Here is a 12,852-nt window from a genome sequence, read left to right on the forward strand (position 1 = left end):
GTCTTCTCCGGCATCTTTACGTTTTATTCTGCCATTACCAGCGGTGCGCTTTTGCGTTGCTCCGTAAAATAATGTTGGTCTGGGACATTTCGGTGTGGCCGTTCACTTGCGATTTAGAGCGTTTCGGCCGCGTCCAATTGTGATGAAACAATTCAGAATGCTGATCTAATCGATCTTTATAACTCATGTAACCATCACTCCCGGATAGAATAATTTTGTGAAGATGGATATTCGATCGAATATCTGTTGTAGTTTGTGCAGGTCAGGTGCGGATCATTCAGAATGGCATGTATAGAAAGTGAAGCATCGGCATAGAATGATGATTATTTCTATTTGAGAGGTGATCTATTTTATGCTGAACAGCGAGCACTTCAGTAAAATACAAAAGGCGTTAGACGCAACTGCTTTCCGGCTTGAGGAAGCCGGAGCGGAGTTCGGTCCTTCCGCCATGACACACGCACAGGAAGAACTTGAAAATGCGGTAAAACATACACATTCAACAGACCATCCGTTCCTATGTACACATATCATTAACCGGAAATGATAATGACAAAAACTTGGCGAGGCCAAGTTTTTTTGTTGTATTGAAAAGGGTTAAATGATATTATAGATGGTCTGAATGCCGAATAGTTAGGGGTTGGAGTTGGGTGACAACATCACGTTTGCCTTTTGCTTTAACAAAAGAAAAGAATTTTTACGAAGAATTGAACAATTGGATTGGTGACGTGTTTTACGATATCCTTCCCGAGAAAGGCTTTGACCTTCGGGATGAGCAGGTATTTATGGCGTTTCAGCTTGAACGGGCATTTAAAGAGAAAAAAGTCATGTTCGCTGAGGCAGGAGTCGGTACGGGGAAAACGCTGGTGTATCTGCTGTTTGCCATCAGCTATGCCAGATATACGGGTAAACCGGCCATTATCGCATGCGCCGATGAAACGTTAATTGAACAGCTTGTCAAAAAAGAAGGCGACATTTCCAAGCTGACAGAACATTTGGATCTGCAGATTGATACACGGCTGTCCAAATCCCATGAGCAGTATTTGTGTCTGAAAAAGCTTGAGAAAACGATGCAGCGTTCTGATGATGAAAAGTGGCTGGATCTTTATGAGTCGCTGCCTTCATTCGTACACGAATCACAAGCGATGCAGCGCTTTTATCCGTACGGCGACCGCAAACAGTACGCTGATTTGACGAATGAAGAGTGGGCAGGCGTCAGCTATGATTCCTTCCAAGATTGTTTAACATGTGATATGAGACATAGATGCGGTTTAACACTTTCAAGAGATCATTACAGAAAATCAACGGATCTGATTGTTTGCTCCCATGATTTCTACATGGAGCATGTATGGACGGAAGAATCACGCAAAAGGGAAGGACAGCTGCCGCTTTTGCCGGATCACAGCGCCGTCGTGTTTGATGAAGGACATCTGCTGGAATTCGCCGCGCAAAAAGCGTTAACGTATCGTGTGAAGCAGTCGACGCTTGAGCTGTTTTTAGAGCGTCTGCTTCAAAATGACATCAGAGAGGAATTCGCCGAACTGATTGAAGATGCCCTTGCCGCAAACGATGAGTTTTTCTATGTGCTGTCAGAGGAATCGAAGGAAATCGCCGGCTCTCACCGATTGGACATCCAAAACGACCAGCGCGTTAAGCGTGCGGCTGACGAACTGTGCCGTCTGCTCGATAAAATCGGCGAGGCGCTCGTATTTGAATCGGAAATGTATACGATCGATAAGTACGAGCTGTCAGTTGTAGAAGAATACGTCGAACAAATGGCATATTCGCTGTCGCTGTATCAAAAGGATGCCATCAGCTGGCTTGAAACGCGGGATACAGACTCAACGTTTGTCGTTATGCCGAGAACTGTAGCCGAAGTTTTGGGAGAAAAGGTCTTTTCTAAAAAGATTCCTTATATCTTCTCATCGGCCACTCTTTCTGAGGGCGGTTCATTTGATTATATCGCTGACAGTCTCGGAATCCGTGATCCTTTATCATTTACCGTTGAATCTCCGTACGATTACGAGGAGCAAATGTCTGTTGCGCTTCACGGTGACATGACGTCTGAGCAGAAAACTGCCGAAACGATTGAAACCATTAAGAAGAATGAAGGACGCACCCTCGTTCTTTTCCCTTCCTTTGAAGACATGAAGGAATTTAAAGAACAGGCTGCCGCGTGGGAGCTGCCGTATCCGATATACTACGAAGGTGACGAAGAGATCTCCAGTCTGGTCGAAAAATTCCAGCGGGATGAAGAATCCGTGCTTTGTTCCGTCCACTTATGGGAAGGTCTTGACATTCCCGGTGACTCGCTCCGGAATGTGACCATTTGGGCGTTGCCGTATCCGCCTCATGATCCCGTGTTTACCGCAAAGCGGAACGGAGCGAAAAAAGATCCGTTTGAGGAAGTTGATCTGCCGTACATGCTTTTGAGAGTCCGGCAGGGAATCGGCCGCCTCATCCGTTCTAATCAGGACAGCGGAACCATATCCATTTATGCGGGCGGAGAAAGTGAACGGGTCCTGGCCGAAGTCAAAAAGGTCTTGCCTGTTACACCGAAAATCGTATAAAAACAAAAGCTGCAGGATTCTTATCCTGCGGCTTTTTTAAATCCGGGAAGTTGACTTTATCACGGCATTCCATTAGCCTGTAATTGATAGTGAAAAGGGAGGGGAACGGATATGGATTTACATACATATGAAAAAGAGTTTTTTGATCTGTTAAAAAGAGTATCCCACTATGTCGAAGCCATTGCACTTATGCATTGGGACTTAAGAACGGGAGCCCCAAAAAAAGGCTCTGATGACCGGGCGGAAAGCATCGGACAGCTGTCGGCTGACGTTTTTCAAATCCAGACATCCGACCGGATGAAAGAGCTGATCGACATCCTTCTCGCGCATGCAGAGGAGCTCTCTGAAGATACAGTGAAAGCGGCGGAACTTGCGAAAAAAGATTATGATCATAATAAAAAAATTCCTGAAGATGAGTATAAAGAATATGTCATTTTAACATCGAAAGCTGAAACGGCTTGGGAGGATGCAAAGGCTGCCTCTGATTTTTCTATGTTTGCTCCGTACCTTGAGAAGCTGATTGATTTTAATAAGCGGTTTATTTCGTATTGGGGCTATGAAGATCATCCATACAACGCATTGCTCGATATTTTCGAACCGGGTGTTACGGTAAAGGTGCTGGATCAGCTGTTTTCTGAATTGAAGGAAGCGATTATTCCGCTTATCAAAAAAGTGACGGAATCCGGCAATAAACCGGACACTTCCTTTATAACGAAAACGTTTTCGAAAGAACAACAAAGAGCCCTCTCCTTGTATTTCTTAAAAGAGTTCGGGTATGATTTTGACGGCGGCCGCCTGGACGAGACGGTGCATCCGTTTGCGACGACAATCAACCGGGGCGATGTGCGGGTGACGACCAGATATGACGAAAACGATTTCCGCACGGCGATTTTCGGAACGATTCATGAATGCGGGCATGCGATCTACGAGCAGAATATTGACGAAGCGTTGAGCGGAACGAACTTATCTGACGGTGCATCCATGGGAATTCATGAATCCCAATCGTTATTTTATGAAAACTTTATCGCCAGAAATCAACATTTCTGGACCGCCTATTATGAAAAAATGGTTGAGGCTTCGCCTGATCAATTTCAAGATGTGAAAAGAGAGGACTTTGTACGCGCCGTAAATGAGGCGAAACCGACATTTATCCGAATTGAAGCCGATGAGCTGACATATCCGCTTCATATTATTATCCGTTATGAAATTGAAAAAGCGATTTTCAGCAATGAAGTGACAGTGGAAGAACTGCCTGCATTGTGGAATCAAAAATATCATGATTATTTAGGCATTACGCCGCCATCTGACGCCAAAGGCATTTTGCAGGACGTACATTGGGCGGGCGGCGATTTCGGCTATTTCCCTTCCTATGCGCTCGGATATATGTATGCGGCACAGCTGAAGCATACCATGCTTGACGATCTGCCTGAATTTGACCAATTAATAGAACGGGGCGATTTTGAGCCGATCAAACAATGGCTGACAGAAAAGGTTCATCAGCACGGAAGACGCAAAATGCCGCTTGACATCATAAAAGATGCAACGGGAGAAGAGCTGAACGTTCAATATCTCATTGAGTATCTCGTCGGCAAATATTCAAATTTATATTTATAAACGAAACGCCCGGTATACACCGGGTGTTTTTCTAAAAATTCTAAAAACACGAATAATCGAAAACCAATTCTTTGTAAAAGTTCGGAAATATTCAAATTTCACTATGCAAAAGAAGTGTATCTTGTTATAATTTGATTAATATCATACGAACACTCATATAATCGCGTGGATATGGCACGCAAGTTTCTACCGGTCACCGTAAATGTCCGACTATGAGTGAGCAATGGAACGGCTTTATTCGGCCGTTGCGTGTAGATCATTCGGCATTGCTTGCTCTTTTTATTGAGAGCGGGCAATGCTTTTTTATTTTTTTATAAGCGGGGGTAATCATTGTGGAAGCATTAAAACGAAAAATAGCAGAAGACGGAATTGTTCTTTCTGATCAAGTGCTGAAAGTGGATTCTTTTTTAAACCATCAAATTGATCCGGTTCTCATGCAGCAGATCGGCCGGGAATTTGCGCGCCGTTTTGAAAAAGACGAGATAACCAAAATCGTCACAATTGAATCTTCGGGCATTGCCCCTGCGGTGATGGCGGGCCTTGAACTCGGCGTTCCCGTCATCTTTGCGAGAAAAAGGAAGTCTCTCACATTAACGGATGATCTGCTGACGGCATCCGTCTATTCTTTCACGAAAAAAACAGAAAGTCAGATTGCTGTCTCCGGAAATCATCTGTCGAAAGATGACCGCGTGTTAATCATTGACGACTTTTTAGCGAACGGACAGGCGGCAGAAGGACTTTTATCCATTGTAAAACAAGCAGGCGCAGCGGTTTGCGGGATCGGAATCGTCATTGAAAAGTCATTTCAGCCGGGAAGAGATGAGCTGGTGAAAAAAGGATGCCGGGTCGAATCACTGGCGAGAATTCAATCGCTTGAAGACGGAAAAGTGACATTTGTACAGGAGGTCCGTTCATGAAAAACGGCTATGCCAAAACACTTTCCCTCGGTATCCAGCACGTGCTTGCCATGTATGCCGGCGCCGTCGTCGTTCCCTTAATTGTAGGAGCGGCATTGGGACTGAACGCAGAACAGCTGACATATCTCGTATCAATTGACATTTTTATGTGCGGGGCGGCTACGCTGCTTCAAGTATGGAGGAATAAATGTTTCGGCATCGGCTTGCCCGTTGTGCTCGGCTGTACGTTCACCGCGGTAGCGCCGATTATTTCCATCGGTAAGGAGTACGGGATTTCAGCCATTTACGGGAGCATTTTGGCATCGGGTCTGCTTGTCATTCTGCTGTCGTTTTTCTTCGGCAAGCTCGTATCCTTTTTCCCGCCTGTGGTAACCGGATCTGTCGTGACGATTATCGGGATGACCTTAATGCCGGTCGCGATGAATCATATTGCCGGCGGGGAAGGCAGCAAGGATTTCGGTGATCCGGCTAACCTTGCCCTCGGATTTACGGTGCTCGTCATCATCGTGCTGCTTTATCGGTTTACAAAAGGATTTTTGAAATCCATTTCGATTTTAATCGGCATTGTCATCGGGACGGCCATCGCATATTTTATGGGAAAAGTGCAATTTGACAATGTGGCGAATGCTGACGCAATTCAAATGATTAAACCGTTTTACTTCGGGACGCCGACATTTCATGCGGCACCGATTATTACGATGTCCATCGTTGCCATTGTCAGCCTTGTTGAGTCAACCGGCGTCTATTTCGCTCTCGGTGACCTGACAAACCGGCGCCTGTCTGAACGTGATTTAGCAAAAGGCTACCGCGCGGAAGGCCTGGCGGTATTCATCAGCGGCATTTTTAATGCTTTTCCGTACACGGCTTATTCCCAAAACGTCGGCCTCGTGCAGCTGACAGGAATTAAGAAAAACGCGGTTATCGGTGTCACGGGCGCACTTTTAATGCTCTTCGGCCTTTTTCCGAAAATCGCAGCCTTCACGACCATCATCCCGTCTTCCGTACTGGGAGGCGCGATGGTGGCCATGTTCGGCATGGTCATCTCCTACGGCATTAAAATGCTCAGTCAAATTGACTTTAAAAAGCAGGAAAACCTTCTGATTGTCGCGTGTTCGGTCGGATTGGGACTCGGTGTAACCGTCGTTCCCGATATGTTTAAGCACCTGCCGTCTTACTTAAATCTGCTGACCACAAACGGAATCGTCGCCGGAAGCTTTACCTCCGTCCTTTTGAATATTATTTATAATATGATTCCTAAAACGAAAAAAACCCTTGATGTGACAAGGGTTCAAGAGGGTTAGTTATCCGTTTTTCTTAAAAAAATAACATTTTAATAACATTTCTTTATGAAATCCCGAGATCGAGGATGCTTCCGAAAGTTTGCTGAACTTTTTGCGAGGCATCCTCTTTCATTTTATTTGTAACATGGGTATAGATTTTCATTGTTGTTTTCACATCATCGTGGCCGACTCTTTTCATCACAGTCGCAATATCGACACCTGCTTCAGCTAACATACTGATATGTGAGTGTCTGAATATGTGAGGAGTCGCATGTTTTTTTATGGATGTTTTTTTTAGAATTCTTTCCATCCGATATATGATGCTTTTTGGCAGGTAAGGGTACCCGTTTGCTCTTGCGAAAATAAAGTTTTCATTATGGTACTCAGATAATTTTGTTTGTGATTGCAAATGCATCTTTTTCACTTTCGTTTTATATGCTTTCAGCATGGCTATAATTTGATCGTCTATAGCAATTGTTCGAATTGATCCAGGTGTTTTGGGTGGAGTTAATTCATACTCTCTCATGTTATTACTTTCTGAATAAATGGTTTTAGTTATCCGGAGTTCTTTTGTTTCGAAATTGATGTCAGACCATTTGAGGGCACATAACTCCCCGGATCGCATACCTGAAAAAGCAAGTAAATAAAATCGTTCCAGATCCATGTGTAGACCGTGATTTTTAACTGCTAAAAGAAATTCCTCGATCTCCGATTTTTCGAGGTATTTTTCAGCTATGTTGTTATTTTCAATTTCTTCAACGGTTATTCTTTTTTTAGGCACTATAGCATCTGCAATAGGATTGCTTTTAAGAAACTTTACTTTAACAGCATACTTAAATATCATGCCTGCTGTCGTATGTACTCCATTCATAGTGCTTCGTGAATACCCTTGTTCTGCTAGTTTGTTAAGTATTTTTTGATACTGTCTCAAGGTTATTTTATTGATGATGGATTTGGCAATGTAGGCATTTAATATTTTTATCTCTTCTCGTCTGATTCGGACAGTGTTCTTTTTCTTCCCTGTTAACATATACTCTTCCAGCCATTCGGCTGCGACTTGATCAAAAGTTATCTTTTTCACTCTTGATTCATCGATGCCATCTTCATTTAAAGCTGCTATTGCATCACGGACTCTTTGCTCGGCTTCTTTTTTTGTTTTGCCCCGCCGCGGAATTTGCTTTCGTTTACCGGTGACTGGGTCACGAGGGCCTTCTCCAACTGCTAACCATTTTTTACCCTTGATTAATTCTTTGGTATACATTCTTTCACCTCTTAGATTAAGTATAGGAGTTGTTTTAAATACAAATGAAATTAATGAGTAGGGGGAGGAGAGTTAATGTATTCTGGAAAAGAACTTATGTTCTGGTGTTTTGTTTAAAGAAAAGCCCTAAAAGGGCTAATCAAAATTTAAAAAACAGGACTTTTCTCAACGACTCGATTTTTACTGATGAGATTCCGTTCAAGTCCGGATCAGTTTCAGATGAGAATAAGATTGAAAACCCTTGAACCATAAGGGATTAGGAACATGGTGAAATTATCCTTTCGGATCGGGTTCATTTGTATTCCGGTTCAAGTTCCGATCTTATTAGTAAACAGAAATAACTTAATAAACAATAAAGAATAATTACTTTTCCTCTTTTTTGTTTTTGAAATTCTCTGCAATCATTTTTTCAATTCCATCAAGTCGCCTTAGAGCATCTGCAAGATATTTATCTTTTTCATCCTCCGTCATCAGTTCCTGTCCTTCGACATTATCAAAACGAACATCATTCTGCTTACGGAGTTCTTTAGCTTTATCTTGGTAGTACTCTTGACCTCTTAACAAGTAATCTGTAGAGACTTCAAAGAAATCAGCTATTTTAACTAATGTTTCATAGTCTGGCTGTCTATGGCCTCTTTCATAATTAGCATATGTGCCCCTGTGAACGCCAACCTTTTCAGCCATTTGTTCTTGTGTTAACTTCTTGTCTTTACGGAGTTGAATTAACCGGTCTTTAAACATAATTTCACCTCATTCATTAAACATTATAACGTGTCGAAATGAAACAAATAAAGTTTTGTGTCAAAACGACGAAAAAGTTATTGACATTGTTTCTGATGGACGATATCATAAAAACAAATGATTCGTTTCGACGCAAATAGGGGGTGAATCTATTGAGGAAATGGTTGATAGACATCCGTGGAGACAAAAGCCAACAGGAAACAGCTGAGGAAATTGGTATCTCTAGAGGTGCTTACGCGAACATTGAATTAGGAAAGAGAAATCCTTCAGTAAAACTAGCAAAGAGAATTGCTAACAACTTTGATGTCGATTGGACGCTTTTTTTTGAAGAAAATGTCGTCGTTTCGAAACAAAAATCAAACACAGCATAGGAGGTACCAAATATGTTTACCATGCAATACGACGATAACTTCATTGATCAAATTGCAGCAAAAATTGCTGATAGGGCAACAGATATGTTGGTTGAGCGGCTAGGGGCGTTGAATGAGCTTCCTCACATCTTAACCAGAGAAGAAGCGATGAAAGTACTCAGATGCGGCCAAACAAAAATGTCTGAACTCATGTCTCGACCTGATTTCCCGGTAAATGATGAGTTCGGCAAGAAAATTCCAACCCAGCTGCTTTTTAAATGGATTGAAAGAAATACTCGTTGGGTGGAAGAAAATACTCAGTATTTCCGTAAGGGGGCAACCGCATGAATCAAATTGTTTTTATTGAAGGCGATCAAGTTGTAACCGATAGCCTGACTGTTGCTGAGGTATTCGGAAAGCGTCATGATCATGTTTTACGTGATATTAAAAACCTAGATTCTAGTAAAGAATTTAATCTCCACAATTTTGGGGAGGTTGAATATAAGGACAATAGAAATCGCACTTATAAAAAATATCTCATCAAGCGTGACGGTCTTACGTTCTTAGTTTTTGGTTACACAGGTGCAAAGGCAGCGCTGTTTAAAGAAAAATATATTTCGGAGTTTAACCGAATGGAAAATGAGCTTCAGAAACTAAAGCAGCCGTCTTATATGATTGATGATCCAGTCAGCCGAGCAAAGCGATGGATCACCGAACAGGAAGAACGGCAACAGCTTGAACAAACATTGAGGATTCAGGAGCCTTTGGTCAGTTTTGCTGAATCGTGTATGGCGTCTGAAAAGTCCCTGCTTGTCAGAGAGGTTGCAAAACTTGCATCCAAACAAGGCATTTTTATTGGTGAGAGGCAGTTGTTTCAGAAATTACGAGATTGGAAGATGATCTTCTCCAACAAAAATGAGCCTTATCAAGAATATGTGAACCGCGGTTACTTTGAAGTAGCACAGGGAGTTCGAGAAGTAAGCGGAAAGTCAAAAACGTGGCTCACAATGAAGATTACACCAAAGGGACAAGCCTACATCATTAACAAATTGAAAAAGCAACAGGCAAGTTAGCATTTTCATTACTTAAATTTTACCAGTGAAAAACTGAATATATCAGGAGGCAAACATATGGAGAACAACCCATACAATTTGCGAAATTTACCGCAGATTATGCGTGGTGTCCGAAAATCGGCGGGCCTTGCACAGTATCAAATCGGTAATTTAATTGGGGGAAAGGATCAACGATATGTTTCTGATGTGGAAAATGGCTTTAGCAAACTCACTCCTGAACTATGCATTAAGTGGTTTGAAGTATGTGAAGCCTATGAACATATTGATCTCGTGCATTATCTTTTCCGTCTGCACCCAACAGCGACTGCACCCATTGATCCTGCATTAAATGAAAGTGCAAGTGCCGCGGTAATCAATATGGTCCATCAGTTGGAAGAGGCCTTGGAAGCAACAAAACATCTAGCCCGTTGGCTGGCAAGTGACAGGCCGGGTAGGAGGGCAGGGGAACTGCCAATGGGTGATATTAAACAGATTTTCGATCTTATCCCGGCAAACAAGACACTCATTTATTCACTAGCCCGCGGACACGGTTTAAAGATACAAGAACTAGCTGATAGGTGGACAAGAAAAGCACTAGTTGATCAAGTAGCAATGGCAAAACATGAGGAGAGGCAGGCAATTACGATATGAACAACAATCAATTTCTTAAATCAGATTTAGAAGCTGCTAAACGGAAAGTGGATTCAGCAGAAGAATTGGCGATTATGCTAAGTGAGGCCCTGCGTGATGGTGATTACGAGGAAGCCATTAGCTTAGCCGGAAGCATAAAAGTTTTGACGGAGGATATTAACCGGTTAGCAAACAAAGGCCGTTTGTACGATGTAGCTATGAAAATGCAGCAGCGAGGTATTAATTTAACTGTAATAAGCAGGTGCTCGCAATGAACATTGAAAATCCAATGGTTTTGAACAACTGGCACGATAAAACGTCAGAACCTGAAATGAAAAAGGATTTTTTTGGGGACATCATAATGCCAACAGATGATTATGTAATCGACAGCGGCGAGGTAATTTTGAGGGATAATCTTGAACGGTACTTAAAGGAACAGCTTGGTTTTGAATTTCAAACAGCGCAATAAAAAAGTCCACTCGGCAAAGTGGACTTCGTAAGGCGTTTTGAAATATTGATTGGAACCTAATTATATCAAAACGCCTCATAGAAAACAATGGAGGTTTTATAAATGGCAAAATCAATTACAGTGTCATTCAGCGACCGGGCGGACGACCAGGAACGTTTAAGTCAGGTTGGCGGTTCAATTACATTTGACAAGTATGGCCGTCCTGTATTCAGTTTTCCGTCAATGGACGCATACCGAGAATGGCAGAGACGCGGCACAGAAACTTATTTGAGAAAGGTGGCAGCAAAATGAATGGATTGTCTCAGGTAGATTACTCAGATTATATGCCGGCACCTCAACAGGCAACCAGCGTGACTACCGAAGCTATGGTCAGTCGTCAAGCTCAAGAGGTACAGGCTGCTATGGTCATTGCTAAGAAATTCCCGCGGGATGTATACGCGGCGTTCGATCGGATTAAGAAAGCATGTGAACGGAGGCTGTTGGCCGAGAACGCGGTGTATGAATATCCACGAGGCGGCTCAAAAGTATCTGGTCCTTCTATACGTCTTGCTGAAGCGTTGGCGCAGAACTGGGGGAATATTGATTACGGGATTATGGAATTGGAACAGAAGGCAGGAGAATCGTCTGTCATGGCTTATGCCTGGGACCTCGAAACGAATACCCGTCAAACCAAGATTTTCACGGTTAAGCATGAACGGAAAGCGCGCGGTGCTATTACAAAGCTTGATGATCCAAGGGATATTTATGAAATGGTTGCCAATCAAGGCGCGCGGCGGTTGCGTGCCTGCATACTTGGAGTAATTCCAGGCGATATCGTAGATGCTGCGGTTGATATGTGTCAGCAAACATTAATCAGCGGCCATAAAGAACCTTTGGAGGATCGTCTCAGAAACGCTTTATCTCTTTTCAAAAAAGAGTTTGGCGTTACAAAAGAAATGATCCAGGAATACATCGGCAATTCGATCGATGCTTTCACTGAACAAGATTTCTTGAAAATCGGACGCATTTACACGTCCCTTCGTGATGGGATGGCAAAGAAAGAGGATTACTTCAATATCAAGGCCACAGGCGCGACTAAGTCAAAGGCTGAAGAAGAATTTAAAAAGCAAAAAGAGCAAGTTGGGAAGGCAGATGAAAAAAAGAAAAAGGCTGGTGATCCTGCTGATGAGGATGATTCCGGCGCTAAACAAGGAGAATTACTATTCTAACGAGATTGATAGACATTACATGTCAAATTCTCAATATAAGAGTTTTCTGCAATGCGAGGCGGCAACAATGGCCAAGATTAACGGTGAATGGGTGCCGCCGGGTTCAGAAGCTCTCCTCTTCGGTCAATATGTTCATGCCTGGCTTGAAGGGAAGCAGGTATTTGATGAATTCAAGAGAAACACGCCATCACTTTTTACACAAAAAGGCCAGCTGTACAAGCAATATCAGTTAGCTGATCTGATGATTGAGGCGATTCAACATGACGAACTCTGTATGTTCGTTCTGCAAGGAGCAAAGGAAGTTATCGTAACAGCTGAACTTTTCGGCGTTCCGTGGAAAGGCAAGCTGGACGTATACAACCCGGCCGGCAGCCGTTTTGCAGATCTGAAAACAACCCGTTCACTTCGAGAAAAGGTGTGGAATCCGGAAATAGGCTATTGCTCGTTTGTCGAAGCATACGGATACATCGGACAAATGGCGCTCTACGCAGAAATGGAAAAGCGTATGACTGGGCGTAACGAGTGGCTTGAGCCTCTTATCGTGGGGGTGTCTAAAGAGGATCCGCCGGATAAGGCAGTCATTAATATAGATAAGGGCCGAATGGAAGTAGAGCTTGAAGAAATTGAGCAGCGTATGGGTCGTATCCTGCAAGTGAAACACGGCGGCGAAAAGCCGGAGCGGTGTGAGAGATGCAAATATTGCCGTGCAACAAATCAGTTAAACAGTATCATTCATTTCTCGGAGCTGATCAGCTGATGGAAA

Annotated in this window: 17 protein-coding genes and 1 riboswitch; of the genes, 14 read left to right on the top strand and 3 right to left on the bottom strand. The window is 43.0% G+C overall.

Annotated elements, in window-relative coordinates; all coding sequences use genetic code 11:
* Positions 1–34: 34 nt before the first annotated feature.
* Positions 35–187 carry a YpzG family protein gene (locus AC3WTF_RS02780; RefSeq protein WP_003153548.1) on the bottom strand — a complete coding sequence of 51 codons (153 nt, stop codon included), beginning with the start codon at positions 185–187 and terminating at the stop codon, positions 35–37.
* A gap of 165 nt (positions 188–352) precedes the next feature.
* Here AC3WTF_RS02780 and AC3WTF_RS02785 point away from each other — a divergent pair, with 165 nt between their 5' ends.
* The 5 genes from AC3WTF_RS02785 to pbuX all read left to right on the top strand — a co-directional run bounded on the left by AC3WTF_RS02785 (position 353) and on the right by pbuX (position 6,399).
* Positions 353–544, top strand: a complete 192-nt coding sequence (locus AC3WTF_RS02785) for a hypothetical protein (protein ID WP_003153550.1) — start codon at positions 353–355, stop codon at positions 542–544.
* Between the two features lie 103 nt (positions 545–647).
* Positions 648–2,567 carry an ATP-dependent DNA helicase gene (locus AC3WTF_RS02790; protein WP_032866285.1) on the top strand — a complete coding sequence of 640 codons (1,920 nt, stop codon included), beginning with the start codon at positions 648–650 and terminating at the stop codon, positions 2,565–2,567.
* A gap of 111 nt (positions 2,568–2,678) precedes the next feature.
* A complete protein-coding gene (locus AC3WTF_RS02795; protein ID WP_007409502.1) occupies positions 2,679–4,181 on the top strand; it encodes a carboxypeptidase M32 in 1,503 nt (500 codons plus the stop codon).
* A gap of 133 nt (positions 4,182–4,314) precedes the next feature.
* Positions 4,315–4,414: riboswitch (purine riboswitch) on the top strand.
* A 99-nt stretch (positions 4,415–4,513) separates the two neighbouring features.
* Positions 4,514–5,098 (top strand): xanthine phosphoribosyltransferase, encoded by a 585-nt coding sequence (gene xpt, locus AC3WTF_RS02800; RefSeq protein ID WP_015240076.1) that lies wholly within the window; start codon positions 4,514–4,516, stop codon positions 5,096–5,098.
* Complete coding sequence (gene pbuX, locus AC3WTF_RS02805; RefSeq protein WP_047935885.1) at positions 5,095–6,399, top strand: xanthine permease PbuX; 1,305 nt, start codon at positions 5,095–5,097, stop codon at positions 6,397–6,399. The genes xpt and pbuX overlap by 4 nt, the downstream gene beginning before the upstream one ends.
* A gap of 43 nt (positions 6,400–6,442) precedes the next feature.
* On the opposite strand, the gene AC3WTF_RS02810 is transcribed toward pbuX, so the two are convergent.
* Positions 6,443–7,639 (bottom strand): site-specific integrase, encoded by a 1,197-nt coding sequence (locus AC3WTF_RS02810; protein ID WP_025852637.1) that lies wholly within the window; start codon positions 7,637–7,639, stop codon positions 6,443–6,445.
* Between the two features lie 363 nt (positions 7,640–8,002).
* Entirely contained in the window at positions 8,003–8,380 is a 378-nt protein-coding gene (locus AC3WTF_RS02815; RefSeq protein ID WP_492314171.1) for a helix-turn-helix domain-containing protein, read from the bottom strand.
* 152 nt (positions 8,381–8,532) lie between these two features.
* Between AC3WTF_RS02815 and AC3WTF_RS02820 the strand changes: the two genes are divergently transcribed.
* The 9 genes from AC3WTF_RS02820 to AC3WTF_RS02860 all read left to right on the top strand — a co-directional run bounded on the left by AC3WTF_RS02820 (position 8,533) and on the right by AC3WTF_RS02860 (position 12,846).
* Positions 8,533–8,751, top strand: a complete 219-nt coding sequence (locus tag AC3WTF_RS02820) for a helix-turn-helix transcriptional regulator (protein WP_025852635.1) — start codon at positions 8,533–8,535, stop codon at positions 8,749–8,751.
* 12 nt (positions 8,752–8,763) lie between these two features.
* Positions 8,764–9,078: a hypothetical protein gene (locus tag AC3WTF_RS02825; RefSeq protein WP_032863594.1), complete on the top strand. Its 315-nt coding sequence runs from the start codon at positions 8,764–8,766 to the stop codon at positions 9,076–9,078.
* Positions 9,075–9,803, top strand: coding sequence for a Rha family transcriptional regulator (locus AC3WTF_RS02830; protein ID WP_492314172.1), 729 nt, complete (start codon positions 9,075–9,077; stop codon positions 9,801–9,803). Before AC3WTF_RS02825 ends, AC3WTF_RS02830 begins: the two co-directional genes overlap by 4 nt.
* A gap of 57 nt (positions 9,804–9,860) precedes the next feature.
* The gene (locus AC3WTF_RS02835) at positions 9,861–10,433 is read left to right on the top strand and encodes a helix-turn-helix domain-containing protein (protein WP_492314173.1); all 573 of its coding nucleotides are present in this window, start codon (positions 9,861–9,863) and stop codon (positions 10,431–10,433) included.
* Complete coding sequence (locus AC3WTF_RS02840) at positions 10,430–10,687, top strand: YqaH family protein (RefSeq protein ID WP_014418217.1); 258 nt, start codon at positions 10,430–10,432, stop codon at positions 10,685–10,687. The genes AC3WTF_RS02835 and AC3WTF_RS02840 overlap by 4 nt, the downstream gene beginning before the upstream one ends.
* Positions 10,684–10,881: a YqaI family protein gene (locus tag AC3WTF_RS02845; RefSeq protein WP_032863598.1), complete on the top strand. Its 198-nt coding sequence runs from the start codon at positions 10,684–10,686 to the stop codon at positions 10,879–10,881. The genes AC3WTF_RS02840 and AC3WTF_RS02845 overlap by 4 nt, the downstream gene beginning before the upstream one ends.
* Positions 10,882–10,983: 102 nt before the next feature.
* The gene (locus tag AC3WTF_RS02850) at positions 10,984–11,172 is read left to right on the top strand and encodes a YjzJ family protein (protein WP_492314174.1); all 189 of its coding nucleotides are present in this window, start codon (positions 10,984–10,986) and stop codon (positions 11,170–11,172) included.
* Positions 11,169–12,089 carry a hypothetical protein gene (locus AC3WTF_RS02855; RefSeq protein ID WP_492314175.1) on the top strand — a complete coding sequence of 307 codons (921 nt, stop codon included), beginning with the start codon at positions 11,169–11,171 and terminating at the stop codon, positions 12,087–12,089. Before AC3WTF_RS02850 ends, AC3WTF_RS02855 begins: the two co-directional genes overlap by 4 nt.
* Positions 12,013–12,846: a PD-(D/E)XK nuclease-like domain-containing protein gene (locus tag AC3WTF_RS02860; protein ID WP_415858654.1), complete on the top strand. Its 834-nt coding sequence runs from the start codon at positions 12,013–12,015 to the stop codon at positions 12,844–12,846. The genes AC3WTF_RS02855 and AC3WTF_RS02860 overlap by 77 nt, the downstream gene beginning before the upstream one ends.
* The last annotated feature ends 6 nt before the right edge of the window (positions 12,847–12,852 follow it).

Source organism: Bacillus sp. EB106-06-01-XG163 (assembly GCF_058791615.1).

Coding starts and splice junctions, on each gene's coding strand:
- AC3WTF_RS02855 (WP_492314175.1), top strand. CDS start 11,169: ATGAATGGATTGTCTCAGGTAGATTACTCAGATTATATGCCGGCACCT.
- AC3WTF_RS02845 (WP_032863598.1), top strand. CDS start 10,684: ATGAACATTGAAAATCCAATGGTTTTGAACAACTGGCACGATAAAACG.
- AC3WTF_RS02825 (WP_032863594.1), top strand. CDS start 8,764: ATGTTTACCATGCAATACGACGATAACTTCATTGATCAAATTGCAGCA.
- AC3WTF_RS02830 (WP_492314172.1), top strand. CDS start 9,075: ATGAATCAAATTGTTTTTATTGAAGGCGATCAAGTTGTAACCGATAGC.
- AC3WTF_RS02835 (WP_492314173.1), top strand. CDS start 9,861: ATGGAGAACAACCCATACAATTTGCGAAATTTACCGCAGATTATGCGT.
- AC3WTF_RS02795 (WP_007409502.1), top strand. CDS start 2,679: ATGGATTTACATACATATGAAAAAGAGTTTTTTGATCTGTTAAAAAGA.
- AC3WTF_RS02785 (WP_003153550.1), top strand. CDS start 353: ATGCTGAACAGCGAGCACTTCAGTAAAATACAAAAGGCGTTAGACGCA.
- AC3WTF_RS02860 (WP_415858654.1), top strand. CDS start 12,013: ATGAAAAAAAGAAAAAGGCTGGTGATCCTGCTGATGAGGATGATTCCG.
- AC3WTF_RS02840 (WP_014418217.1), top strand. CDS start 10,430: ATGAACAACAATCAATTTCTTAAATCAGATTTAGAAGCTGCTAAACGG.
- pbuX (WP_047935885.1), top strand. CDS start 5,095: ATGAAAAACGGCTATGCCAAAACACTTTCCCTCGGTATCCAGCACGTG.
- AC3WTF_RS02850 (WP_492314174.1), top strand. CDS start 10,984: ATGGCAAAATCAATTACAGTGTCATTCAGCGACCGGGCGGACGACCAG.
- AC3WTF_RS02780 (WP_003153548.1), bottom strand. CDS start 187: ATGAGTTATAAAGATCGATTAGATCAGCATTCTGAATTGTTTCATCAC.
- AC3WTF_RS02815 (WP_492314171.1), bottom strand. CDS start 8,380: ATGTTTAAAGACCGGTTAATTCAACTCCGTAAAGACAAGAAGTTAACA.
- AC3WTF_RS02810 (WP_025852637.1), bottom strand. CDS start 7,639: ATGTATACCAAAGAATTAATCAAGGGTAAAAAATGGTTAGCAGTTGGA.